Origin of the sequence: Bradyrhizobium hereditatis, assembly GCF_020329435.1 — a bacterium.
GTDB classification, from domain to species: domain Bacteria; phylum Pseudomonadota; class Alphaproteobacteria; order Rhizobiales; family Xanthobacteraceae; genus Bradyrhizobium; species Bradyrhizobium hereditatis.
The window spans coordinates 37,053-62,496 of record NZ_JAGKJK010000022.1 but is presented as its reverse complement, the minus strand read 5'-3'; the positions used below and the strand labels follow the sequence as shown (position 1 = coordinate 62,496).

The following is a 25,444-nucleotide window of genomic DNA, read 5'->3' as shown; positions in this document are numbered from 1 at the left end:
CTGCCGCACGACTACAAACTTCCGTCGCCGTTCAATATTTCCGCAACCTCGACCGAACGTCCCGCGCGGGCCGAGAGAATGCCGGCGCGCACCACCGCGAGCGATCGCGTCGCCTCCTCGCCGCCGACTTCGTGCTGGCCCTGCCCGCGCGCCGCCTCGGCGAACTCCTCAAGCTGTTCGACCAGCGTATCGTTGCTTGTGCAGGGCACCGCTTCGGGCCGGCTTTCGCCGCGTTTGAGCAGCCGCAGCCCATTGTGCAGATCGTAGAACGCCGTCATGTCCTTGCCGTAGACATTCATCAGGTAGTACTCGGACGCCGAGGCGTAGCTTGCGTTCAGCGTCGACAGCGCGCCGTTCTCATGCTGCAAGATCAGGCTCGCGACATCTGGATTATCGCCGGGCAAGACCAGCTGGACCGACTGCGCGCGCACCGCATGGATCGGCCCGATCAGGTAGGCGAGCACGTCGATATAGTGGATGCCGATCTGCAGCATCACGCCGCCCGGCATGCCCGCGGCCTGGTAGCGCCAGGATGTGAGATCGATCTTGCCGAGACGATCGCGGCTGATGTTCGCCTCGGCGTTGACGAGCTTGCCGAACCGGCCGGCGTCGATCTGCTGCCTGATATGTCGGAAATGGCTCTCGCGCCGCCGCTGGTAGCCGAGCGCGAGGATCACGCCGGCCTTGCGGCAGGCCTCGGTAATGGCGCGGCCGTCCGAGACGGTGTTGGCGATCGGCTTGTCGAGAAAGACGTGCTTGCCCGCGGCCGCGGCAGCACAGGTTGTCGCCAGATGCACATCGTTCGGCGTCGTGTTGATGATTGCCTCGATCTCGGCATCGGCCAGTATCGCCTCGAAGCTCGCGGCCGGACGGCAGCGATATTTTGCTGCGAAATTTTTGCGCTTTTCATCGGAGCGGCTGTAGCAGCTGCGGATCTCGAGCTTGCCCGAGCGCCGAATGGCATCGGCCAGGACGTCTGACCACCATCCCATCCCGATGCAGGCCACGCGGAGCGGATCGGCACTCATTACCTTGCTCTCGCCAGCCATTGCCCGGTGCTCCGGTCGGAAGGGACAGGCGAATTGTGCGCCACCGGACCGCCTCCTTCAAGAACAATACGCAACTTGAGGCTGTTTTTGCCGACACCTCTCGGCAAGGCCGCGAAGCCTATCCAAACTGTGAGGCGCGAGCATGGAAGGTTCGCCGGAGATTCTGCGCCGGCGGTCTTTCGATCGAAGGTGTCAGATGTGCTGCGCCATGATCTGGCCGGGCCGGGCATCCGGGCGCGGCTCGATGTCGACCGACCAGAGGTCGCGGTTGTCGACATCCTTCAGAGTCACCGTCATCACTTCGGTCTTGCCGTCGATGTCGACGCGGCCGAAGAACTGCATACCGTAGCAGGGGGCGAGATTCTCGCCGCTGCAGCCTTTCTGGAACATCGCTTTCGGCCCGAACGTATTGTCGAGCGGCGCCGGCGCCCAGGTGCCGGCATGCAGCGGGCCGGAGACGAATTCCCAGAACGGCTCGAAATCCTGAAAGACGGCGCGGTTCGGGTCGTAATGGTGCGCAGCAGTGTAGTGCATGTCCGCGGTCAGCCACACAATATTGCGGATGCCGGCCCGCTTCATGAACGACAGCAAGTTGGCAATCTCGTGCTCGCGCCGTTCAGGCGGGCCGTCGCCGAGGGCGATGGCGTCCTCGCTGATCAAGCCAATCGGCATGTCGGCGGCGATCACCTTCCAGGTGGCGTCGGATGCGACCAGTTCGCGTTTCAGCCAGGCCAGTTGCGTCGCGCCGAGGACGCAGGCCTCGCCCTGGTCGTCGCCCTTGTTGAAGGTGGAATCGCGGTAGCTGCGCATATCGATCATGAACACGTCGAGCAGCGGGCCGTAGGCGATCTTGCGGTAGATGCGGCCATCCTCCTGCGCCGGCACCGCGCGCATCGGCATGAACTCGTGGAATGCGCGGCGCGCCCGGGCCACCAGGAGCGAAGAGCCGTCCTCGGCATAGCCGGCCTCGTCGGCCGTGCCGGTCGGCGCCCAGTCGTTGGTAACCTCGTGATCGTCCCATTGCGCGAACAGCGGGACGGCAGCGTGGAAGGCGCGAAAATTCTGGTCGAGCCAGTTGTATTTGTAGTTGCCGCGGAATTGCGCGAGGGTCTGCGCGACGACGGACTTTTCTTCGGTGACGATGTTTCGCCAGATCCCGCCATCGGGCAGCTTCAACTCCCGCTCCACCGGGCAGTCCGCATAAATGTGGTCACCAGAGTGGATGAAGAAGTCCGGACGGTTGTCGAGCATGGTGCGGTAAGTCCGCATGCCGCCACGACTTTCGTCGATGCCCCAGCCCTGCCCCGTCGTATCGCCCGACCAGGCAAACGAGACCGAGCTTCGCGTCACGGGCGCGGTGCGGAAGTGCCCGACCTGCGTCTCGCCAGCGAACCCCTGCCCGTCAATGTCTTCAAACCGCACGCGATAGAAGATGTCCTGCCCCGGTGGCAGGCCCTCGATCAGCACCTTTGACGTAAAGTCGCTGTCCGGCAGTGCGTTGGCGCTAGCCTTTCCAACGATGCTCTTGAAATTCTCGACCGTCGAACACTCGACCTGCATCCGGGCGGCGCGGTCGGCGCGTGCCCAGATCACCGCAGAGTTGGCCGAAACATCGCCCGATTGAATGCCGCTCGTGATGAGCGGCCGATCCGCGGCGCGGCTGAGGTAGGGTCTCGTGATGCTGCCGAGACCGGCGACGGCACATGTTGCGGCAGAGCGGACCAACCATTGACGCCGGTTCAGGCTTTGCCCGGCGCGAATCGCAATCGGCATCGAAGCACCCTCGTCGAATCACGACGAAGGTGTGCCCGAGCAATTTGAATGCTGGCCGAAGGTTTTACGACAGGTGGATGACGTGAACTGTAGGGTGGGTTAGCGAAGCGTAACCCACCACTTTGATATCCTCGTGGAAACATCTTGGTGGGTTACGCCTTCGGCTAACCCACCCTACGGTTCTTTACTGCTGCCAGTCGCAGATGCCGCCGGAGTTGCACGGCCAGGTCTGGATCCGCGTGTCGCGCGCCTGCGCGTCGAGCGGATTAGAGTGACGACGGGCCAGTTTGGCGCGGGCCGCAGCACGCGGCTTCTCCACGGTGCGTGGCTTCTCCACACTGCGTGGCTTCTCCACACGTTCCTGCACAACGCGAGCCTTGCGCTCAGTAGTCTTGGGCGCAACCACGCGCTCAGTCTTCACCGGCTTGCGGTCGGTTCTCGCCTCGATCCTGACAGGGGTGAAATGCGTCTCCGGACCGAGCCGCTTCGGCGAGAGCAGAGCACTGGAAGGATCAAGGCTGAACAGCTCACCTGCACGATACTCGTCAGCCAGCGCGGCGCTACCCGACATCAGGAGCCCCGCGCAAAGTGCCGCTGCAACAGCGCTTTTCAGGACCATTGCTGGCCTCCTGAAATCAACCAAAAACTGAAGAACAGCCGTCATCTAGGAAGCCGCCAGCACAATTCCAGCGGGTTCCACGCTCAGGGTTGCCGGTGCGTGATCTCGGCCGGAAAAAAGTTCACGCGCCGGATGAACAACCCTACTCGGCGGCCTGCGCCACCGGCTGGCCGATCGCCGCTTCCAGCCGCGCACATTCGGCGCGGTATTTCGCGACATTAGCTTCTTTTATGTGGCCATAGCCGCGAACGAGTTCCGCGGATTTCGCCAGCGCGACCAGGCGCAGCCAGTCATGCGCCTTCGCCCTGTCGAGCTGGCGGAAGATCATCGCGGAATATTCGCTCGCCAGCGCCCGCTCCATCCGCCGCTCGGCCGTATAGCCGAACGGGTCGAAGGCGGTGCCGCGCAGGAACTTGAAGCGCGTCAGGATATCGAAGGCGCGGAAGATCCAGGGACCGAACTCGCGCTTCTGTAAATGCCCCGTTACCTCGTCGCGCCTCGCCAGCAGGGGCGGCGCCAGGCTGACCTTCACGCCAGGCTGACCGTCAAACTGTTCTCTCAGCGCCCTCGCGAACTCGCCGTCGGAATAAAGCCGGGCGACTTCATATTCATCCTTATAGGCCATCAGCTTGAACAGGCCCTTAGCGAAGGCCTCGGTCAATTCATGCGAGCCCGGCGCAGCCTTGGCTTCCGCCGCACGGACGCGCTCGACCTCAGTGAGGTAGCGCTTGGAATAGGCCTCGTCCTGGTAGTCGGCCAGGAATTTGGCGCGGAAGGCGATGCTCTCATCGAGCGTCCGCTTGGTTGGCGCCGCGCCAGAACTCTTAAAGCGCGCCGCGCTGACGACGCGCTGCAGGTCGTGGGCCGCGAGCCGGCCCCAGGAAAACGCGAGTTTGTTCATCTCGATGGCCGCGCCGTTGAGATCGATCGCCTTCATGATCGCCTCCAGCGACAGCGGGATCGCGCCGCGCTGGAACGCGAAGCCGAGCATGAAGGCGTTGGTGGCGATGCTGTCGCCCATCAGCGCGGTGGCAAGCCCCGTCGCATCGAGGATATCGAGATCGGAGGCACTTACGGCTTCGTTGAGCGAATCCCGCATCGTATCAGCCTCGAAATCGATGTCGGGATTGATGACGAAGCTCGCGGTCGGCAACAGGTCGGCATTGACGATCGCCCGCGTCAGGCCGCGCTCAGCCCGGCTCAGCGCCGGAATGCTGGTGGCGACCACGATATCGCAGCCGAGGATGAGATTGGCGCCGCCTGGCGCGATGCGCACGGTCGAGAGATCGTCGGCAGCAGGCGCGATGCGGACATGGCTCATGACCGCGCCGTTCTTCTGCGACAGTCCGGTGAAGTCGAGCGTCGTGCACGCCTTGCCGTCGACATGGGCGGCCATGCCGAGCAGCGCGCCGATGGTAATGACGCCGGTGCCGCCGATGCCGGTGATGAGGATGTTGTAGGCGCCGTCGAGCGCCGGTGTGACCGGGGTCGGCAGGTCGGCAAACAGCGCCGACGGATCGGCGGCGGCGCGGTCGGCCTTGCGGAGCCTGCCGCCGTGCACGGTGACAAAGCTTGGGCAAAAGCCCTCGATGCAGGAAAAGTCCTTGTTGCAGTTCGACTGGTCGATCCGCCGCTTGCGGCCGAACTCGGTTTCCAGCGGCTGCACAGAGACGCAGTTCGAGACCTGCGAGCAGTCGCCGCAGCCCTCGCAGACGCGCTCGTTGATAAAGATGCGCTTCGGCGGATCGGGATAGAGCCCGCGCTTGCGGCGACGGCGCTTTTCCGCCGCGCAGGTCTGATCGTAGATCAGCACCGTGAGACCTTTGACCTCGCGTAGCTGCCTCTGCACCGCGTCGAGCTCGCGGCGGTGATGGATGGTCGCCCGTGGGGGGAAATAATTCGCCGGGTATTTGTCGGGATCGTCGGAAACAATGGCGAGGCGCTTGGCGCCTTCCGCCGCGACCTGATGCGCAATCTGCGACACCGTGAGGCCGCCCTCGGCCGGCTGACCGCCGGTCATCGCCACCGCGTCGTTGTAGAGGATCTTGTAGGTGATGCTGACGCCAGCCGCCGCCGCCGCGCGGATCGCCAGCAGGCCCGAATGGGTGTAGGTGCCGTCGCCGAGATTCTGGAACACGTGCGGTTCGCTGGTGAACGGCGCCTGCCCGATCCAGCTCACGCCCTCCGCGCCCATATGCGAGATCGTCTGCGTGCGACGGTTCGGCACTGATAGCGCCATGCCGTGACAGCCGATGCCGGCCATCGCGCGGCTGCCTTCGGGAATCTTGGTCGAGGTGTTGTGCGGACAGCCCGAGCAGAAATACGGCGTGCGCTGCAGCTTGGCCGCGCCGATGCCTTCCGCCGGCCGGTCGAAGGCTTCGAGTTTTGCGAGACGCTGCTCCAGCGCGGGGCTGCGATGGCCAAGCTTACGCAAACGCGCAACGACGGCAGCGGCGACCATGGTGGGCGTCAATTCGCCTTCGCTCGGCAGCAGCGGCGCGCCGGTCTCGTCGCGCTTGCCGACCACCGAAGGCCGCCTTGAGGCATCCATGTTGTAGAGGATGCGTACGAGCTGATCCTCGATGAAGCCGCGCTTCTCCTCGACGACAAGCACGTCCTGTAAGCCTTCCGCGAACGCTCTCGCGCCTGCCTCTTCCAGCGGCCAGGTCAGCGCGACCTTGTAGATGCGCAGCCCCAGCGCCTGCGCCTCGGCATCGGTAATGCCGAGATCGGCCAGCGCCTGGCGCAGATCGAGATAGGCCTTGCCGGTCGCCATTATGCCGAGCCGTGCCGGCTTGGAATCCAACACGATGCGGTCGAAGCGGTTGGCGCGGGCGAACGCCGCGACCGCCTGCATCTTCGGCCCGTGCAGCCGCCGCTCCTGCTCCATCGGCGCGTCCGGCCAGCGGATGGAGAGCCCGCCCGGCGGCATCTCGAAATCGTCTGGCGTGATGATCCTGATGCGATCGGGATCGCTGACGATCGAAGCCGAGCTTTCCACCGTCTCCGAAATCGCCTTGAAGCCGACCCAGCAGCCGGAATAGCGCGACAGCGCAAAGCCGAGGATGCCTAGATCGAGATAGTCCTGCAGGGTTGCCGGATTGACGACCGGCATCAGCGCCGCGGCGAACACCTGCTCGCTCTGATGCGCCAGCGTCGAGGACTGGCAGCCATGGTCGTCGCCGGCGAGCGCAATCACGCCGCCATTGCGCGAGGTGCCGGCCGAGTTGGCATGCTTGAGCGCATCGACGGAGCGATCGACACCAGGCCCTTTGCCGTACCAGATGCCGAACACGCCATCGACCTTGGCGCCGGGGAACATGCCGACTTGCTGGCTGCCCCACACGGCCGTTGCCGCCAGATCCTCATTCAGGCCCGGAGAGAATTCGATGTCGTGCTGCTTGAGAAAGGATTTCGCACGCCACAGCGCGTGGTCATACATGCCAAGCGGCGAGCCGCGGTATCCGGAGATGAAACCGGCAGTGTTCAGGCCCTGCGCGCGGTCGCGTTCGCGCTGCAACATGGGCAACCGGACCAGTGCTTGCGTGCCGGACAGAAAAATCCGCTTCGCGTCCAGACGGTACTTGTCGTCCAGACCCACTTCCATCAACGCCATTCGTCCGCTCCCCGTCGCGCTTTTCTGTTCTGCCGGTGATTTGAACCGGTCTAATTGCGAACAGCATGCACCGATTTTGCTATGCGTGCCCAGCGTGAATTCATGGCCTTAAGGCATATCTCGCCTGCTTGTGGATCGCCCCTGCCTCTTGCCGAAACCTGCCTTCTTTGAAACGCTTGGAGGCAAAGGGAGACACAAGGGATGACCGAACCGGCGTTCAGGACCGAGATATTGGAGCGCGACAATCTGCTCGTTGGGCCATGGCGAAGCCCAAGGCAGATGCTGCAAGCGCAGGTCTACGACTCCCATGCCTCGATCCACGACGATGCGACCGCGCAGAAACTCGGGTTTCAAGGCGGCACCATCGAAGGTCCGACGCATTTCAGCCAGTTCGCGCCGCTGTGCGAACGCATCTGGGGCCAGGCCTGGTTCGAAACCGGATGCCTCTCCGCCCACTACCGCAACCCCGCCTTCGAGGGCGAGGAAGTCCAAGCCTTTATCGAAAAGCCCAAGCCGGGACAGACCATTTGCGCGATCGGCATGACCAAGCGCGACGGCACCGAGATCCTGCGCGGCACCGCGTCGATCGGCGATGTAACGGAAACTGCGCTTTCCCGGCGGCTCGGCGAACTCAAGCCGCTCGCTGATCCCGTCATTCTCGCCGATCTCAAGGTCGGCATGAAAACACCGCGGCAGGCGGTGAAGATGGGCTTCGACCAGCACATGGGCGATCTCTATCCGTTTTCGCTGGCGGACAAGCTGAAGGTCATCACCGAGCCTTCGGCCTACTATTCGCAGGAGCTCAATCCCTGGGGTCGGGCGATCATCCCGTTCGAAATGCTGAGCGTGCTGTTCCAGTATCGCGCCCGCGAGGACAAGCTGCCGGTTCGCGGGCCCGCGGTCGGGCTGTTCGCGGATCAGGAAATCCGCTTGCTGCGCGGGCCGCTATTCGTCGGCGAGAGCTATGCCACTGAGCGCGAAGTCGTTGCGCTGAGCGGTAGCCGCCGTACCGAAAGCGTCTGGATGCGCACGACCGTGTTCGGAGCCGATGACAAACCGGTTGCGACCATGCTGCTCAACATGGCGAGCATCAAGGAATCCTACGCGAACTATGAGCAGGAGCATAAAGCGCTCTATGGTTAGGTGAGGCTCATCCGCTATCGCCACCAACGACATTAACAAAAGAGGTACTGAAGCAGTACCCGCTTCCGGGAGTGGAATGAGATGCGCCTGAAAGATCGTGTCGCCATCATCGTCGGCGCCGGCCAGAGCCCGGGCGAAGGCATCGGCAACGGCCGCGCCACCGCGCTGACCTTCGCGCGCGAGGGCGCCAGGGTCCTGTGCGTCGATTACAATCTGGCTTCGGCCCAGGAAACTGTCGACATGATCGCCGCGAACGGCGGCACCGCGGCGGCGTTCAAGGCCGACGTCACCAAACAGAGTGAGATCAAGGCGATGGTGACGGATGCTCAGGCGCGCTGGAGCCGCATCGACATCCTACACAATAATGTCGGCGTCAGCCTGTCCGGCGGCGATGCCGAACTGCTCGAGATCTCGGAGGAAGCGTTCGACCGCTGCGTCGCGGTCAATCTGAAGAGCTGCGTCTGGGCAGCGAAGCACGTGATCCCGATCATGCGGGCGCAGAAGAGCGGCGCGATCATCAACATCTCCTCGATGGCCGCGATCACCACCTATCCGTATGTGGCATACAAGGCGACCAAGTCGGCGATGATCGCCTTCACCGAACAGCTCGCCTATCAGAACGCGCAGTACGGGATCCGCGCCAACGTCATCCTGCCCGGCCTGATGAACACGCCGATGGCGGTCGACACCCGCGCCCGCGAATGGCGGAAGAGCCGCGCCGAAGTCGAGGCCGAACGCGACGCAAAGGTTCCGCTGCGGCAGAAGATGGGCACCGGCTGGGACGTCGCCAACGCCGCGCTGTTCCTTGCATCGGATGAAGCGAGTTTTATTACCGGCGTGACGCTGCCGGTCGATGGCGGCGCCAGCGTGCGGCGGGGATAGACGCGGACGACTTCAAACCCTCATGCTGAGGAGGCGCCAACGGGTCCGCGCGAAGCGCGGCCCGATGACAGGCTCCGCGCCGTCTCGAACCATGTGGCCCCGGCTGGTGCCATTCATCCTTCGAGACGCGGCTCACGCCGCTCCTCAGGATGAGGTCTGACAGAGCATGCGCAGCACGAAAAACGCATCACCACTACCCCATAGATTTACCTTTGGTTAGTAACCTTCTCTTAAGGGTGCACCGATTGGGGGTCCTTTTTGACGCACCCCTGCTCACGCGATTTTGCATCAGCGTTATTTGTTTTTGGTGCGCCGCGTGATTCGACAGCATCGATCAATTCCAATGACACGATGATGTGACAGCGCATCGTCGGCTTGTCGAAATACCGACTCGTTGCAGTCGCACGATTTTCATGTGCGCTCGCTATGAGCGCCACAAGAATTGTGGGAAGCCGAGGCACCATGAACGAAGAATTCGACTACGACCTGACGCCGTCCCAATGGGAAACGCTGAAGGCATTACGCACGCCGGCATCAAAGCTCGCGCGCATGAGCCGTTACGCGATCGAGGGCCTGATCGCGCTCGAGCTCGCCGCGATGCACGGCGATATGCCGGTTCTCACCGAAAAGGGACGCAAGGTCTTGATTCGCGGCTCGTCGCTTTTGTTGCAGGATCTCGCGGCCTGATTTTCGTTCGTGTCCCGGACGCGGTGCAGCGCATAGCGCTGCTCCGCAGAGCCGGGACCCAGCCGACGCATATGGACACCCGGTTCTGCAGTGCATCGCTATCGCGCTGCGCCGCGCCCGGGGAACGCATCTCACACCGGCTTCTCGTCGTCGGTCACGGGAGACGTAATCACTAGGAACACCAGATCGACCAATCCCGAATTCGAGATCGCATGCTCGACGCCGGGCGGCAGGAAGATGAAGTCGTGCTTGCGTACCACGTGGTTCTTGCCGGCAATTTCCATCAGCCCCTCGCCTTCGAGCACGTGATAGATTTGCTCCTGCACTTGGTGCTTGTGGCGCGCGACATGTGCCATCGGCTGGTACATCGAGATGCGATAGTCGATGTGGCGGGAGCCCGCGGTCTCCGGCATCACCAGCGGCTTCGACAATGCGCCGCCGAAATGATTGGGAAATTCACGCCACGGCACCTCGGCGATGTTGCGGATGAACGCGCCGCTATTTTCTGAAGCCATTGCTTCCTCCGCTGGTCAGACGACGAGCGCCCCGCCGTCGATATACACGATCGATCCCGTCGCGAAGCCATTCGTCATGAAGCTGAGAATCTGCCGTGCGATATCTTCCGCCGCGCCGACGCGGCCGACCGGCAGCGCCGCCGCGGTCTTCGCCAGCATCTCGAGCCGCGCCGCTTCCGGCATCGCGGCGCGGATCGGCGTATCGATTACGCCGGGCGAGACCGCGTTGACGCGCACCGGCGCCAGTTCAAGGGCCAGCGCCCTTGCCAGCGATTCCAGTGCGCCATTGGCGGCACTAACGATCGCCGAATTCGGCCGCGGCCGAACGCTGAGGAAACCCGAGACCAAGGTCAGCGAGCCACTGGGGCGGATATCGGCTTCTCGCGCAACGCGCCAGGCGCCCCAGAACTTGCCCTCCATGGTGGCGCGGACATCCTCCATCGCCACCTGTTTGAACGGGCCGGTGCGAAGCTGCGCCGCCGTCACCACGACATGATCGACCGGGCCAGAGCGCTGGAACAGTTTTGCGACGCTGTCATCGCTGGTAACATCGGCCGGGATCGCGATTGCGTTCAGCTTCTCCGCCACCTTGTCGAGCCGCTCGACATTGCGGGACGCGACGATGACGTCGGCGCCTTCGCGTTTTGCGGCTTCCGCCGTTGCTAGACCAATGCCGGAGGAACCACCGACGACGACGACTTTCTTGCCTGCAAGCAGCATGTGATTTTCTCGCGTAGGATCAGGCGGGCTGATAGCGCGTGCCGATGCCGACCTTGCTCTGGCCAAGGCCAGGCAATTCCCAGACGCCCGCACCAACCGGGTTGATGTCGGCGGCGATGTCGACGTCGATCAGATAGGGCTTATTGGCGGCGATGCCCTTGCGGATGGCCTCGCCGATATCGTCAGCGCGATCGATGCGCACGCCCTCGACGCCGCAGGAGCGCGCCATCGCCGCGAAATCCGGATTGTAGCGCTCGCCGGTGTTGGGATCGTGGAAGTCGGTCGCGAGCTCGCGACCGCCGAGATAGCCGCGCTGCAAGCCGCGGATCGAGGCATAGGCGTAATTGTTCCAGACTACCCAGACCACGGGCAGATCATATTCCACCGCCGTGCCCAGCACGTTGGCGTGCATGAAGAACGCGCCGTCGCCGCACACAGAAACGCAGGGGCGATCGGGGGCGGCGAATTTCGCGCCCATCACGCCGGCGACGCCAAAGCCCATCGGGCCGAACCCCATCGAGCCGATCAGCGAATCCGGCCGCCGCGGCTTGCAGAAGCCGAGCAGCCAGTTGTGATGCACGCCGATGTCGCTGACGAGGATCGCATCCTCCGGCAGCGCCTTGTCGATCTCGAGCGCGGCGCGCTGCGGATTGATCGGCGTGGTGTCGTCGGAAAATCCGGGCGCGACGAACTTGTCCCACTCTTTGCGATAGCCATCGATCTGCGAAAGCCACTTCTTGCGCGCGTCGGCCTTGTCAGAGAGATCGCCGCGGCGATCGAGTTCGGCATGCACCTGCCGCAGGAAAGTGCGCAGGTCGGCCATCAGGCCGAGCGCAACGGGATAGTTGCGGCCGATCTCCTCGGGATCAATATCGACATGGATCAGCCGCGTCGGCGGAATGGTAAAAGAATAGCCCGGGATCCATGAGCTCGAAGTGCGGTCGTCGAACCGCACGCCGATGGCGAGCAGCACATCGGCCTGACGCGTCGCGTGATTGGCTTGATAATGCCCGGCGCGCGCGACGAGGCCCAGCGCCAGCGGATGATTGCAATCGATCGCACCGAGGCCGCTGGCGGAAGCAGCCACCGGAATCTGCAACCGCTCGGCAAGCTTTAAGAGTTCTTCCGCCGCGCCGCCGTAGCGCACGCCCTGCCCGACGATGATCGCCGGCCGCTCGGCATTGAGCAGCATATCGACCGCTTTCACGACCCCCTCCGGATCGGCGCCGCATCGGCACGATATGTTGGCGTTCCATTCGATCGCCTTCGGCGCCTCTTCGGCCGCCGATTCCATGAACACGTCGAAGGGAACATCGAGCACAACGGGACCGGGCCGGCCGGTCGTCATGGTCTTCCAGGCCTGCCGCACCGCGAGCGGCACCATCTCGCCGCGCGTCGGCTGAAACACCTTCTTGCAAATCGTGCGCACCGTGGAAGGAAAATCGGCCTGGTGATGCCGGTACATTTCCTGGAAGGCGCCGCGGTTGAACTGGCTGGTCGGCACGTTGCCGGTCACCGCCATGAACGGCACGGAGTCGAGAAAGGCATTCGCCAGCGAGATCGGCAGGTTGGCCGAGCCGGGGCCGCAGGAGGTGAACGTCGCCGTCGGCCGTCCCGACACGCGGTAGTAAACGTCGGCCATGAAGCCAGCGACGCTCTCGTGATGCACCGAGATGGTCTTGATGTCGGCGGAGCGCTCGTACAGCGCGTCGATGAACTGAATGTTGCCATGGCCGCACAGGCCGAACACCTGCGGCACCTTCTCCTGGATCAGATAGTCGACGATGACCTGGGCGCCGTTGAGCATGTTACGCGACATCTGTTCATTCTCTCCCTGCAGCCCAATTCGCCCCGCGTCTTCGCGCGGTCCTGGCAAGCCCCGCCGAACCTATTTCTCATAATACTGTACGTCAATTGCTATTGTGGTATGATCGCCGTTACGCTCTCGCGCGCTGTTGCCGGGCGGGGACGGTGTGAATAGAGTTCGCCTCGCCACCTGGAGAGATGATTCCCGTGAAACCGCGCACCAAGCCGAAGACGAGCGACAAGCAGGCGACGCCCCGCAAGATCTCGATCGCAAGGCTGATGCCATCGAGCGAACCCAACATCGATGACGAGGCCGAGGAGCGCGCACGGGGCGGCGTGCAGTCGCTCGGCCGCGCGTTTTCGATTCTCGAAGAGGTTGCCCGTCACCGCGAAGGCATCGGGCTGGCCGACCTCAGCAAGCTGGTCGGCCTGCACAATTCGACCACCTTCCACCTCGCCAAGACGCTGGTCTCGCTCGGCTATCTCCGGCAGGAGCGCGAGTCAAAACGCTACCGCGTCGGCCGGCCGCTGTTTGCGCTGGCGGCAAGCGCGCTGGACGAAATCGAGATGGTCAATCTCGCCACGCCGATCCTGGAAGACCTTTCGCGCGAAACCGGCGAAAGCGGCCATTTTGCCGTGCGCATGGGCGATGCCGTCGTCGTGATTGCCCGCACCAGCGGGGCCGGTGCGTTTCAATTAACCGACCGCGTCGGCGTGGTGCGCCCTGCGCATTGCACCGCACTCGGCAAGATCATGTTGGCCTCGCTGCGTCCCGATCAATTGAACCGCTTTCTCGAACGGGTCGAACTGAAGCCGTCGACGAAAAAGTCGATCACCGATCCCGCCGTGCTGCTGCGCGAGATTGCCGAAGTCCGCCGCAGCGCCATCGCGTTCGACGATGGCGAATTCAACGCGGAAGTCCGCTGCGTCGCCGTGCCGGTCTATCATTTCACCGGCGAAGTGATCGGCGCGCTCGGCATTTCCGGCCCGATCTGGCGCATGACCGACCAGGTGCTGCAAAGCCGCGCCAAGCTGGTGCAATCGGCCGCCAGTCGACTGTCGATCGAATTCGGCGCGCGGGGTCTGGCGAAATCCTCTTAGGTCCGATCGAACTAAATCTTCTCCACACGGCTAGAAGCGCAACTGCAACGCATTTGGCGTTGACAGGAAGGACTGCGTCCGGAAATATCCTGCAATAATAAAAGAGTGTCTCTCACATTGTCGCATAAGCGGCAACGGAAGAGAGAACGTCGCGTACTCTCGGGAGGAGATCGCAATGGTCAGCTACAGCCGACGTACTCTGTTGAAAGCCGGCGCTGCCTTCACGGGCGCCTCCGCACTCGGATTTCCGTCCATCGTCAGTGCGCAGGCCGCGCGTATAAAAATCGGCCACCTGGTGCCGTTGACCGGCTTCCTCGGCGCGATCGGCAGCTACGCGCAACTAGGCGTGAAGATGGCGGCGGAGGAGATCAACGCCTCCGGCGGCATCATGGGCAAGCAGATCGACCTCATCTCCGAAGACTCGGTCAATCCCGCCACTGCCTCGACCAAAGCACAGCGCATGATCGAGCAGGACGGCGCGGCGCTCTTGCTCGGCGAAATCTCCTCCGCCTCGTCGCTGACCATCATGCAGGTCGCCGAGCGCAACAAGAAGGTGTTCTTCTCGACCGGCGCGCGCTCCGACGCACTGCGCGGCAAGGATTGCAACCGCTACTCATTCCACTGCGACATTCCAAACACCGTGATGGTCAATGCCGTCGGCACCGCGCTCAAGCAGAAGGGCATGATGAAGGGCAAGAAGTTCGTTACGCTGACAGCCGATTATATTTTCGGCCACGATCTGCTGAAGGCCGCAAAGGCCTTCTTCAGCGCCAACGACGCCACGCTGATCGGCGATGAACTGATCGCGACCGATGTCACCGACTTCAGCCCGTATCTGCTCAAAGTGCGGCAGGCCAAGCCTGACGTCGTGTGCTGCAACCTCGCCGGCAACCAGGTTACCAACCTCGTCAAGCAATATGCCGAGTTCGGCTTCCCCTATCCCCTCGTCGGCTTCAATCTCAACACCGGCGATGCCTGGGCGATGGGCGAAGGCAATCTTTCCGGCACCTGGCCGACGGTCTGGTATCACACGCTCGACAATCCAGCTTCAAAGGCTTTCGTCGAAGCCTTCAGCAAGAAGTACGGCAAGCCGCCGGAGAACCACGCCTGGATCGAATACATCACGCTGAAAATGATCGCGCAGGCGATCAACGAGACCAAGTCGACCGAAAGCGACGCGCTGATCGCCTATTTCGAGAAGCAGACGCCGTTCGACATCATGAAGGCGCGCAAGGCCTATTTCCGTTCCTGGGATCATCAGCTCGTGCAGGAGGCCTATCCGTTCACGGTGAAGGCGAAGGGCGAGATGAAGGACAAGTGGGACATGCTGGTGCTCGGCGAAGCGGTGCCGGCGGCCGGTGCCGAGCTTGAATCGATCTACCCGACGAAGACGCAAAATCCCTGCAACATGAAGGCATAAAGCCCAATCTGGGCGTCGGGCACACTGGCGCTAACGGCGCCGGCAGATCCAGCGCCGGCGCCGTCTCTTTTTCAGGCGCGTTCTTAAGGTTGCGGATCGCAGATGCAGTTCGGATTTCTGCTGGAGCAGGTGGTGAACGGCCTGGTGCTCGGGGGCTACTACCTCCTGATCGCGCTGGGACTGTCGCTGATCTTCAGCGTTGGCGGCATCGTCAATCTCGCGCATGGCGCGTTCTATGCGCTCGGCGCCTACATCTCCGTCGAGATCACGAAATATCTCGGCTTCGGTTCAGCGGTGATGCTGTCGCCGGTCGCCGTGGCGCTGCTCGGCATCCTGTTCGAGCGCTTCATTCTGCGCCGGTTCTATGACGCTGATCCGATCCTCAGCCTGCTGGTGACGTTCGGCGTCGCCATGGTCGCCGAGCAGGCGATCCGGATTATCTGGGGCGCGCCGCCGATCTCGGCCGCGATCCCGCAGGCGTTCCGCGGCTCGGTCTTCCTCGGCGACTTCCTGTTCTCGCGCTATCGCCTGCTGATCCTCGCCGTTGTCGCCGCAGTCCTGATCGGCGTCTGGCTCTTGCTGCACAAGACCTCGTTCGGCCGCGTGGTGCGCGCCGGCATCCAGCGGCCGGATATGGTCGCAGCCCTCGGCATCAGGTTGCAGCCGTACATGACCGCGATCGTGATGCTCGGCGTCGGCATGGCCGCCCTCGGCGGCGCGTTCTTTGCGCCGATCACGATCGTGCATCCCGCCATGGGCGCCGAGATCATCACCGTGGCCTTTGTCGTCGTCGTCATCGGCGGGCTCGGCAGCTTCTGGGGCGTGGTGCTCGCGGCGATGCTGGTCGGCGTCGTCAGGGGTATCACCATCCATTTCGCGCCGGCCGCCGGTGAAGCCTCCATCTACGTCCTGATGTTCCTGGTGCTGATGGTGCGGCCGCGCGGGCTGCTCGGCGAACGGATCGAGAAGTTCGAATGACGACCACCCTCGCCGCCAAATACCGCCCGCTGCTGTCAGCTACGTTCGCCGTCATCGTGCTGCCGTTCGGCCTCTATCTGCTCGGCCTCTCGCTCAACACCGGCATCATGGTGGTGGCGCTCGCCATCGCCGCGATGGGCTCAATCTCTGCATCGGCTATACCGGGCTGGTCTCGTTCGGCCACGGCGCCTGGTTCGGCATCGGCGCCTATGCGGCGGGGCTGATCCAGCGCAACTGGTTCAATAACGATATCTTCCTGCCGCTGTTGCTGGCGGCAATTGCGGTCGCCGTTATCGCAACCTTTGTCGGCTTTGTGATCCTGCGCCGGCGCGGCGTCTATTTCTCGCTGCTGACGCTGGCGCTCTCGGCGTTGACCTATACCATCGCCTTCCGCTGGACCGCGGTGACCGGCGGCGAAGACGGTCTTGGCGGTCTGAAGCGCGGCAGCATCGGCCCGTTCAGCCTCGATAGCGCGCTGAACTATTACGTCGTCGTCTCCGTGCTCTGCCTTGGCGTGCTCTATCTGCTCTTGCGGCTGGTGCGCTCGCCGTTCGGGCATGTGCTGATGGCGATCCGCGAGAACCAGTTGCGCGCCACTTTCCAGGGCTATCCGGTCGAGCGCTACAAGCTCGCCGTCTTTGTCATCTCTGCCGTGGTCACCGGCTTTGCCGGCGGGCTGATCGGCTTCCAGAATTACCTCGTCTCGGCCGAAGCAGTCTCCGTGCCGTTCTCGGGCGAGTTGCTCGCCATCGTCGTGATCGGCGGCATGCACAGCATGCTGGGGCCGGCGATCGGCGCGCTGTTCTTCATTCTGTTCCGCGAGTTGTTTTCGATCTGGACGCCGAATTGGCTATTGTGGTTCGGCCTCGTCTTCGTCGCCTTCGTGCTGTATTCGCCGGGCGGCCTCGTCGGCATCTGGGCGACGCTCGCCAAGCGCTGGTGGCCGCCGCCGGAAGAAGCCGCCGCGATGAGCAAGCGGAAGATCTATGACGGCCTGCCGCTGCCGGCGTTCCTCCGACCGAAGGCGCTCGATGGTACCGTGCTCGACGTCCACGGCGTCTCAAAAACGTTTGGCGGCATCCGCGCCGTAACCAATGCAAGCCTCACTGTCGGCGCCGGCGAGATCCATGCCTTGATCGGCCCAAATGGCGCGGGGAAAACCACGCTGTTCAATCTGGTCTCCGGCCTCTATCCGACCGACAGCGGCACCATCAAGCTCAATGGCCGCGAGATCCAGGGCGTACCATCAGACCTGATCTGCCATCAGGGGCTGGCGCGTTCCTTCCAGATCACCAATCTGTTCAAGGGCCTGTCGATCTACGAAAACCTGCGGCTGTCGCTGCAGGCGCAAAGCCCCGGCCGCTTCAATCTCTGGCGCGACATCGATCACTACAAAGATATCCACGCCGAGACTGCCGAACTGATCAAATTCCTTGGGCTCGAAGGCATCGAGACGATCGAAGGCGGTGAGCTCTCTTATGGCGGGCAGCGGCTGGTCGATCTCGGCATCGCGCTCGGCTCCAAGCCGCAGGTGCTGCTGCTCGATGAGCCGCTGGCGGGCCTTGCCGCCGCCGAACGCGAGCGCGTCTCGAACGTCGTCAGGAACATCGCCGCCAACATTCCGGTCCTGATCGTCGAGCATGACATCGACCGCGTGCTCGGCTTCTCCCGCACCGTCACCGTGATGAACCAGGGCGAGGTGCTGATGACCGGCACGCCCGAGGCCGTACGCGCCGATCGTCGCGTGCAGGAGATCTATACCGGCACCGGCGTGCCAGAGGTCGAGCACGTCAGCAGCGAACAGGCCCGGGAGCGTGCCGCGCCAATCCTGCGTTTCGAACGCGTCAACACTTTCTACGGCAAGAGCCACATCTTGCACGACGCCACGCTCGACGTGCGCGAGGGCGAGATCGTCGCGCTGCTCGGCCGCAACGGCGCCGGCAAGTCGACACTTCTGAAGACTCTCGCAGGCCTGGTGCCGCTGTCATCGGGCAGCATCGAATATGCCGGCGCCGACATCTCCCGCCTGCCCGCGCCCGAGATCGCGCGCGCCGGCATCGGCTATGTGCCGCAGGGCCGCGGCCTGTTCGCCGGCATGACGGTGCGGGAAAATCTCGCGCTTGGCCGCCTGGCGCGCAAGACCGACGGCAGCACCGGCGTGGTCTGGGATGAGGCGCAGATCCTCGACTATTTCCCGCGCCTCAAGGAGCGCATGGACGTCGCGGCCGATTATCTCTCTGGCGGCGAGCAGCAGATGGTGGCGGTCGCGCGCGCGATGTCGGGCAATGTCAAGCTCCTGCTGCTCGACGAACCGTTCGAGGGCCTCGCACCGGCCGTGATCGTCGAACTCTTCAAGGTGTTCGACCGGCTCCGGCAGCACATCTCGATCGTGATCGTCGAGCACAACCTCGATCTGGTGCTGGCGCTCGCCGATCGCGTCTTCGCGCTGGAGCGCGGCGCAGTGTTCCATCAGGGCCGGGCGCAGCCGCTGCTGACTGATCTCGAATACCGGAAGAAGATTTTGTGGCTGTGACGCTCACCGCGTCATCGCGCCTCCGCGTATGTGATGTACACTGCGGCCTATCCGCGTCATTGCGAGCGCAGCGAAGCAATCCACATTTCGGCTCGGGAATAGATGGATTGCTTCGCGGAGCCTGTCATCCGGCGGCGCTTTGCGCCGACCGGGTGGCTCGCAATGACGGATCCAAAGGCGACCTTCGCGCGCTGATACCATTCGGAACGGAGACAGATTCGCAGCACACCCACGGCCGCAAAGGAAGGTCCGAACTTGCCGCTGCCGGAAGCGGGAGTATATTGGATTGATGGCTGTCAGCTCGCCCGATCTGAAAGCATTTTTGCTCGCCACGCCCTTCTTCGGTGGCCTCTCCGACGCCAGCCTCGATCTGTTGGTCTCAATGCTGGTCGAGCGCCGCTTCGACGCCGGCGCCACGATCGTCACCGAAGGAGAGCCGGGCCGTTCGATGTTCGTTGTTCACTCGGGTAAGCTCGTCGTCAGCAAACTCGGCGATACCGGACGCTCAATCTGGATATCGGTTCTCCAGCCCGGCGATTTCTTCGGCGAAATGACGCTGATTGAAATGCAGAACCGCTCGGCTACCGTCGTGGCGGAGAGCGCAACGGTGCTCTACGAGCTCACGGCCAAGAATCTCTACATGTTCTACAAGACCGACGTCCACGCATACGTGATCGTGATGCAGAACATCAACCGCGAGCTTTGTCGGCGGCTCCGTCGTGCCGACGCTCGCATCGCCGAGCTGATCGCTCGCGCGGATCAATGATAGCAGGCGCTCGAACCGGTCGCCGCTCGCCGATCTCGAGTATCGCAAGAAGATTTTATGCCGTGTCCCGGACGCGATGCAGCGTGCAACGCTGTCGCAGAGCCGGGACCCATTTCCGCAGCATGATCCCCGGATCCGCAGCGCAGTACGCCGCAAGCCATAGCGCATCGAAGATGCGCGTGAACGCGCTGATGGCACTGCCGGTCCGTGGAGACCACCGCAGACGACCTGTGAACTAGATCACAGCGCTGGGACGCGCTGTATGCGACAGTTAAAACGGTAAGTTGTACTGGTTACGAAGGGGAGGAGCTCATGCCCTTACGCCTTTGAACTGTTGGTACAAAGTAGAAAATCATACACACAACACCTTTCGCGGTCTTTCCTGGTCTTCCGCAGGGCTGACTCAAGCCAACTCGCCGCAGAGAGCGGGGAGCGGCTTACACCACATACATACCGCCCCGATTGGACTGGTCGCTCGCGAAAGTGCGCGGGTTCGCTTTGCACCTTCTTTTGGGGAGTTCTCACATGGCTATCAACGCTGAAATTTCCGATATCACTAACTTAGTTCAAACTCTTACAGCCTCAACTGAGAGCACGTTGCTGACGATCTTTGGCTTCTCACTTTTGGTCGTGGCTGGCCTTCTGGCCTTTTGGGGGAAGGCGAATACGAAGTACGTTGCTCTGTTGAGCGTTTTCGCCGCGCTCTTTGCCGCTGCTGGACCAACTAGAGGCGCCCTCGTAAGCGTGGAAAAGAACACGCTAAAGAAAATGGACGCCGAACAGGTGGTCAAAAACTTGGAAGACAACACCGAAGTGAAATATGTCATTCGGCTGATTTCCTACAATCCTAGTGAAGACCCAGCACTCGCGATCAATCGGCTAACCACTCTTGGGCCTTCTGATCAGCTATACTCATTCGTCGCCGCTTACGATGAACTGGTTGGGTATAAAGTAGTCGACGCGCTAGCGAAGGCTGGTCAGAGCAGAGATGCTAAGCGGGTATCTGCGATAATTTTTCCTCTACGCTCAGTTGACAAGACGAACCTATTTCCGGCGAACGCTCGGGGGCTCTTGCAAGTGGTTCGAGAAGTCGAAACGCGCAAGGCAATACAAGCCCACCTCAATAAGAAGCTCTTAGATGGCACTGGCGCCCTCAATGCTCCACAAATGAAGGGCTTGGAGGGCTTCAGTGTCCCATCCTATCGATTGGCCAACTTTAAGGACAACTACCCGCGTTATTGTGAATTGGCTCGTGAAATTCACTGCGGCGAAGGCTATTCAGCGAAGGCGTACATCGGAGCCCTGTCTGTGGACTGGCACCCTCTCGGATTCTCCCAAAAAAATCCGCAGTTAGATCGGTGCACACTTTCCATCCCGCAGTACTGCGCGTTTGCTGATTGGAAGACCACAAAGAATGAATACGGTGACCACGTTGGAAGTCGCGCCTTTCTGATCAGGAATTTGGAGATAAACAATATACCTGGTCGGATCATGATTGACTTCGATAAGCCAGATCAACAGGTGATACCTGATATTGGTGATCGCTAGTTGCGCGTCATAGGGCCCGGCAATTGCCGGGCCACTGCTACCCGGATTCGTTACAACGAAACGCATCTCTCACGAAAGCAGCGAATCTTCCACCGGCCGCGTGCGCGCAATAATCTCTGCTGCGCCCTTGTCGAGCAGCTCGAGCCCGACGGCGCGGCCGAGTTCGCGCGGGCGGTCGGCCGCTCCCTGCCGTGACACCTCGATGAAGCGGTCGCCGGCTTCATCGAGCACGGACGCCGTCAGCGTCATGTCGCGGCCATCAAGCGTGGCGTGGCCGGCGATCGGCGAGTTGCAATGGCCGTTCAAAACCCACAGCACCTCGCGCTCGGCGTCGGCGCAGAGCCGCGAAGAGGCATCCTCGATTCTGGCGAGGCGCCCGCGCGTCACCCAATCCTTCTCGACGCATTCGACCGCGACGATGCCCTGCCCCACCGCCGGCAGCATCTCGCGAACCGAAAAGTCGTGGACGATGCGCGAAGCCATGCCGATGCGCTCGAGCCCCGACCTTGCCATCACCAGCGCGTCCGCCGGGCCGACCTCGCCACCATCGGGTAGCCGCTGCTTGTCGCCGCGATCGAGCTTTGCGACGCGCGTATCAGCCGCGCCGCGGAAGTGGATCACGGTTGCCTCGGGGAACAGCCGGCGCAAGTAAGCCGCACGGCGCACCGCATTGGTGCCGATCTTGAAGCTCTTGCCATGCGATGCACGAAACGCATCCAGCGAAAGACCCGGGCGCAGCAACAGCGCGTCATTGGCGGCGTCGCGCGGCAGCGTCGCGGCGATGACGAGGCCAGGGGTCTCCTCATTGCCGGGAACGTCCTTCAGCGAATGCATCGCCGCCTGCAGCTCTCCGCGCCGCATCGCCTCGCGAATTTCAGCGACGAAGGCGCCGCCCTTGCCGCCATGGCGCAGCAATTTGCTGGTCTGGTCCTGGTCGCCGCGGGTTTCGAACTTGACGATCTCGACATCGAGCGTGGGATCGGACGCGCGCAACAGCCGCGCGATCCCCTCCGTCTGCGCCAGCGCCATCGTGCTCTTGCGCGTGCCGATCTTCACGGTTTGTCCGGACACTAGGTCTCCGAAAGTAACATCGCCTATGTTTGGAGCCTCGGCATAGAACAAGCCGCCAATCAGAACAACGACTTTGGCCAATAACCCCGTCAGGACCTGACCTCCGCTCGAAGAGTCCGCTTCAAGGTGCGTGGTGGACGGGCAGCCATTCCCAAAACGCGGATTGTGCGACGCAGCAAATTCACTAAAGTGCCCGTCACCAGAGGAATTCCAGTTTGTCCGACACCAGCGCCGATGTCGTGGCCGCTTCCGGCCACCGCCCAATGGGCTTTCCCGAATTCGTAATCGTGATTGCGTCAATCATGGCGCTCAATCCGCTTGCGATGGACATGATGCTGCCGGCACTGCCGAACATCGCATCCGCCTTCGACATCACCTCAGCCAACCGGCCGCAGATGGTGCTGTCGATCTTTCTGGTCGGCTTCGGCGTCGGCCAGTTCGTGATCGGCCCATTGTCCGACCGGTTCGGGCGGCGGCCGGTCCTGCTCGGCGGCATGGCCGTCTATTGTGCCGCCAGCCTTCTTGCGATCGCGGCGCCGTCGTTCGAGACGCTGCTGCTGGCGCGCGCGCTGCAAGGCCTCAGCACGTCGGCCACGCGCGTGATCGCGACCTCGATCGTTCGCGACTGTTATGCCGGACGGCGCATGGCGAGCGTGATGTCGCTGGCGATGATGATATTCATTGCCGTGCCCGTCGTCGCGCCGGCCTTCGGCCAGGCCGTGCTGCTGCTGACGCAATGGCGCGGCATCTTCGTTGCGCTGATGCTCTATGGCGTGGTGGCGCTGGTCTGGAGCGCGCTGCGCATGCCGGAGACATTGCCGGTTGCCAACCGCAGATCGCTTGCCGTCGGCGAGGTGGTGGATGCATTCCGCCAGACCGTCACCAACCGCCAGACGCTGGGCTATGCACTGGTCGCCGGCGCCGTCTTGGGCTCGCTGTTCGCCTACGTCTTCATCGCGCAGCAGGTATTCACTGGCATCTACCAGCTCGGGCATTACTTTCCGCTCGCCTTTGCCGGCGTCGCAGTCGGCACCGCCATCGCCGGCTTCGTCAATTCGCGCCTCGTCGGCCGCCTCGGCATGCGCGTGATCTCCCACGCTGCGCTCATCGCCTATGTGGTCATCGCCGCAATCATGCTGGTGGCGGCAAAACTGCAGATGCTGCCCTTGCCGTTGTTCATTGCGCTGTCGGTAACGCTGATGTTTGCCTTCGGGCTGATGATCTCAAACTTCACCGCGCTCGCCATGGAGCCGCAGGGCCACATCGCCGGCACCGCGGCGTCGCTCTACGGCTCGATCACCACGCTGCTCGGCATCGGCATCGGTGCCACCATCGGCCAGGATTTCGACGGCACTCTGGTGCCGTTCGCGACCGGCTTTTTGCTCTGCTCGCTGGCCGCACTTGCGGTGGTGCTGGCGGTGGAGAAAGGCCGGCTGTTCAGGCCGTACGGTATCAAACCGTGATAGCTGATCGCCGCTGGGCGCTGGGCGTTGTCAGGCGAAGCTGATAACAATTCGCCCCTCAGATCGCCTTTCAAAAGCGGAACTCGCAAGATGGATAATCGCAGCAGCATCTGGTGTGGCGTCGACACCATCAAGCCGCGCTTCATCGCTCTCAGCGACCGGGTCTGGGCCATGCCCGAAGTCTGCTACACCGAAACGCGCTCCGCTGCCGAACATCTCGCCGAGCTGCGTCATCAGGGATTTCGCGTCACCGAGAAGGTCGCTGGCATTCCCACCGCTTTGATGGGCGAGTGGGGCGAAGGCGGGCCCGTCATCGCCTTCCTCGGCGAATATGATGCTCTGCCGGGTCTCAGCCAGGAAGCCAATGTAGCGGAGCCGCGGCCGCTGGAGGCCGACGGCCATGGCCATGGTTGCGGCCATAACCTGCTCGGCTCGGCCGCGCTGCTCGCGGCCACCGCCGTGAAGGACTGGCTCGCCGAGCACAAGGTGCCGGGACGCGTCCGCTATTACGGCTGCCCTGCGGAGGAAGGCGGCGCGGCGAAGACCTTCATGGTGCGCGACGGCGCCTTCGACGATGCCGACGTCGCCATCACCTGGCACCCGCACAGTTTCTGGGAAGTGGTCGTCACTCCCTCGCTCGCCAACACGCGCGCCGATTTCATCTTCACCGGGCGCACCTCGCATGCCGCGGCCTCGCCGCATCTTGGCCGCAGCGCGCTCGATGCAGTCGAACTGATGAATGTCGGCGTGAACTACATGCGCGAGCACATGCCGAGCGACGCCCGCGTCCACTACGCTCTGCTCGACACCGGCGGCATCGCACCGAACGTGGTGCAGGCCCGTGCGCGCGTGCGCTATTCGATCCGCGCCCGCGACCTGCCCGGCATGAACGAACTGGTGGAGCGTGTCCACAAGATCGCGCAAGGAGCGGCGCTGATGACCGAGACAAGCGTGGAGATGCGGATCATTTCCGCCGTCTCCAACTTGCTGCCCAACACGCCGCTCGAACAGGCCCTTCATGCCATCATGGAGGAACTCGGCCCGCCGCATTTCGACGAGGCCGATAAGGATTTCGCGCAGAAGATCCGCTCCACGCTGACCGAGAAGGACATCGCCACCGTCTATCATGCGATCGGCATGGAGCCGACCGACCGGCCGCTGGCCGATTTCATCGTGCCGCTGGACGCCAAGCGCAACCCGCTGATCGGCTCGACTGACGTTGGCGACGTGAGCTGGGTCGTGCCGACCGTTCAGGTCCACGCGCCAACCATTGCGATCGGCACCCCCCTGCACACCTGGCAGGTGGTTGCGCAGGGCAAGAGCCCGCACGCCCACAAGGCAATGGTGCAGGCCGCCAAGGCCATGGCGGGACTCGGCGTCCGGGCGCTGACGGAACCGGAGCTGATCGCCGCCGCCAAAGCCGACCTGAAGAAGCGCACAGCCCGCACCCCCTATGTCAACCCTCTGCCGGACAGCGTCGCGCCACCCCTGGACATGTCCCTGACCTGACCTGATCTGGTCCACCGGCCGACGAACAAATTTTTTGCAGCGCGGGACGCGATTCCGCGTGTTTTGACGTGCCAGGACCGCCGGATTGCCAACGCGATGAGCGTCGGAACGCGTTTCTGCCCAAGTGGAAATCACATGCGCTGTCCATCCTGCCGATTGTCGACAGCCACCCGTTGACCTCGGGACGATTTGATGTGCCATCTTACCGGCGAACACCCACGCGCTGCCGTCCGGCGGCGCGCCAT

The 25,444-nt window shown here is 62.9% G+C and carries 20 protein-coding genes; 12 read left to right on the top strand and 8 right to left on the bottom strand.

The genetic code is table 11. The features are described 5' to 3' along the window. Positions 1–11: 11 nt before the first annotated feature. The 4 genes from J6524_RS33220 to J6524_RS33205 form a co-directional block, all read right to left on the bottom strand. Entirely contained in the window at positions 12–1,049 is a 1,038-nt protein-coding gene (locus J6524_RS33220; RefSeq protein WP_225678115.1) for a Gfo/Idh/MocA family protein, read from the bottom strand. A gap of 192 nt (positions 1,050–1,241) precedes the next feature. Further along, positions 1,242–2,822, bottom strand: coding sequence for an alkaline phosphatase D family protein (locus J6524_RS33215; RefSeq protein ID WP_225678114.1), 1,581 nt, complete (start codon positions 2,820–2,822; stop codon positions 1,242–1,244). 184 nt (positions 2,823–3,006) lie between these two features. After that, the gene (locus J6524_RS33210; protein ID WP_225678113.1) at positions 3,007–3,441 is read right to left on the bottom strand and encodes a hypothetical protein; all 435 of its coding nucleotides are present in this window, start codon (positions 3,439–3,441) and stop codon (positions 3,007–3,009) included. 142 nt (positions 3,442–3,583) lie between these two features. Then, positions 3,584–7,057: an indolepyruvate ferredoxin oxidoreductase family protein gene (locus J6524_RS33205; RefSeq protein WP_225678112.1), complete on the bottom strand. Its 3,474-nt coding sequence runs from the start codon at positions 7,055–7,057 to the stop codon at positions 3,584–3,586. A gap of 201 nt (positions 7,058–7,258) precedes the next feature. On the opposite strand from J6524_RS33205, the gene J6524_RS33200 reads away from it, so the two are divergent. From J6524_RS33200 to J6524_RS33190, 3 genes are all read left to right on the top strand, one after another. After that, positions 7,259–8,200 (top strand): hypothetical protein, encoded by a 942-nt coding sequence (locus tag J6524_RS33200; protein WP_225678111.1) that lies wholly within the window; start codon positions 7,259–7,261, stop codon positions 8,198–8,200. Positions 8,201–8,281: 81 nt separating this feature from the next. Then, positions 8,282–9,082: an SDR family NAD(P)-dependent oxidoreductase gene (locus J6524_RS33195; protein ID WP_225678110.1), complete on the top strand. Its 801-nt coding sequence runs from the start codon at positions 8,282–8,284 to the stop codon at positions 9,080–9,082. 462 nt (positions 9,083–9,544) lie between these two features. Then, entirely contained in the window at positions 9,545–9,769 is a 225-nt protein-coding gene (locus J6524_RS33190) for a hypothetical protein (RefSeq protein WP_225678109.1), read from the top strand. A gap of 131 nt (positions 9,770–9,900) precedes the next feature. On the opposite strand, the gene J6524_RS33185 is transcribed toward J6524_RS33190, so the two are convergent. Genes J6524_RS33185 through J6524_RS33175 form a run of 3 tightly spaced genes read right to left on the bottom strand, consistent with a single transcriptional unit; the run spans position 9,901 to position 12,823 of the window. After that, a complete protein-coding gene (locus J6524_RS33185) occupies positions 9,901–10,284 on the bottom strand; it encodes a cupin domain-containing protein (protein ID WP_225678108.1) in 384 nt (127 codons plus the stop codon). Between the two features lie 15 nt (positions 10,285–10,299). Next, complete coding sequence (locus tag J6524_RS33180; RefSeq protein ID WP_225678107.1) at positions 10,300–11,004, bottom strand: SDR family oxidoreductase; 705 nt, start codon at positions 11,002–11,004, stop codon at positions 10,300–10,302. Between the two features lie 19 nt (positions 11,005–11,023). Beyond that, complete coding sequence (locus J6524_RS33175; protein ID WP_225678106.1) at positions 11,024–12,823, bottom strand: thiamine pyrophosphate-binding protein; 1,800 nt, start codon at positions 12,821–12,823, stop codon at positions 11,024–11,026. A gap of 185 nt (positions 12,824–13,008) precedes the next feature. Here J6524_RS33175 and J6524_RS33170 point away from each other — a divergent pair, with 185 nt between their 5' ends. From J6524_RS33170 to J6524_RS33140, 7 genes are all read left to right on the top strand, one after another. After that, positions 13,009–13,911 carry an IclR family transcriptional regulator gene (locus J6524_RS33170; protein WP_225678105.1) on the top strand — a complete coding sequence of 301 codons (903 nt, stop codon included), beginning with the start codon at positions 13,009–13,011 and terminating at the stop codon, positions 13,909–13,911. Positions 13,912–14,086: 175 nt separating this feature from the next. After that, positions 14,087–15,331, top strand: coding sequence for an ABC transporter substrate-binding protein (locus J6524_RS33165; RefSeq protein ID WP_225678104.1), 1,245 nt, complete (start codon positions 14,087–14,089; stop codon positions 15,329–15,331). A gap of 102 nt (positions 15,332–15,433) precedes the next feature. Beyond that, complete coding sequence (locus tag J6524_RS33160; protein WP_225678103.1) at positions 15,434–16,309, top strand: branched-chain amino acid ABC transporter permease; 876 nt, start codon at positions 15,434–15,436, stop codon at positions 16,307–16,309. Then, positions 16,306–16,533, top strand: a complete 228-nt coding sequence (locus J6524_RS33155) for a hypothetical protein (protein WP_225678102.1) — start codon at positions 16,306–16,308, stop codon at positions 16,531–16,533. The genes J6524_RS33160 and J6524_RS33155 overlap by 4 nt, the downstream gene beginning before the upstream one ends. Further along, a complete protein-coding gene (locus J6524_RS33150; RefSeq protein ID WP_225678155.1) occupies positions 16,461–18,842 on the top strand; it encodes a branched-chain amino acid ABC transporter ATP-binding protein/permease in 2,382 nt (793 codons plus the stop codon). The genes J6524_RS33155 and J6524_RS33150 overlap by 73 nt, the downstream gene beginning before the upstream one ends. Before the next feature lie 289 nt (positions 18,843–19,131). Next, positions 19,132–19,608 carry a Crp/Fnr family transcriptional regulator gene (locus J6524_RS33145; RefSeq protein WP_225678101.1) on the top strand — a complete coding sequence of 159 codons (477 nt, stop codon included), beginning with the start codon at positions 19,132–19,134 and terminating at the stop codon, positions 19,606–19,608. Positions 19,609–20,133: 525 nt separating this feature from the next. Next, entirely contained in the window at positions 20,134–21,156 is a 1,023-nt protein-coding gene (locus tag J6524_RS33140) for a hypothetical protein (protein WP_225678100.1), read from the top strand. 69 nt (positions 21,157–21,225) lie between these two features. Here the strand turns inward: J6524_RS33140 and hemC are convergent, their stop codons facing one another. After that, positions 21,226–22,212, bottom strand: a complete 987-nt coding sequence (gene hemC / locus J6524_RS33135) for a hydroxymethylbilane synthase (protein WP_225678154.1) — start codon at positions 22,210–22,212, stop codon at positions 21,226–21,228. Between the two features lie 230 nt (positions 22,213–22,442). On the opposite strand from hemC, the gene J6524_RS33130 reads away from it, so the two are divergent. Both J6524_RS33130 and J6524_RS33125 read left to right on the top strand, forming a co-directional pair. Next, entirely contained in the window at positions 22,443–23,690 is a 1,248-nt protein-coding gene (locus J6524_RS33130; RefSeq protein ID WP_225678099.1) for a multidrug effflux MFS transporter, read from the top strand. 90 nt (positions 23,691–23,780) lie between these two features. Next, positions 23,781–25,199, top strand: a complete 1,419-nt coding sequence (locus tag J6524_RS33125) for a M20 family metallopeptidase (RefSeq protein ID WP_225678098.1) — start codon at positions 23,781–23,783, stop codon at positions 25,197–25,199. The last annotated feature ends 245 nt before the right edge of the window (positions 25,200–25,444 follow it).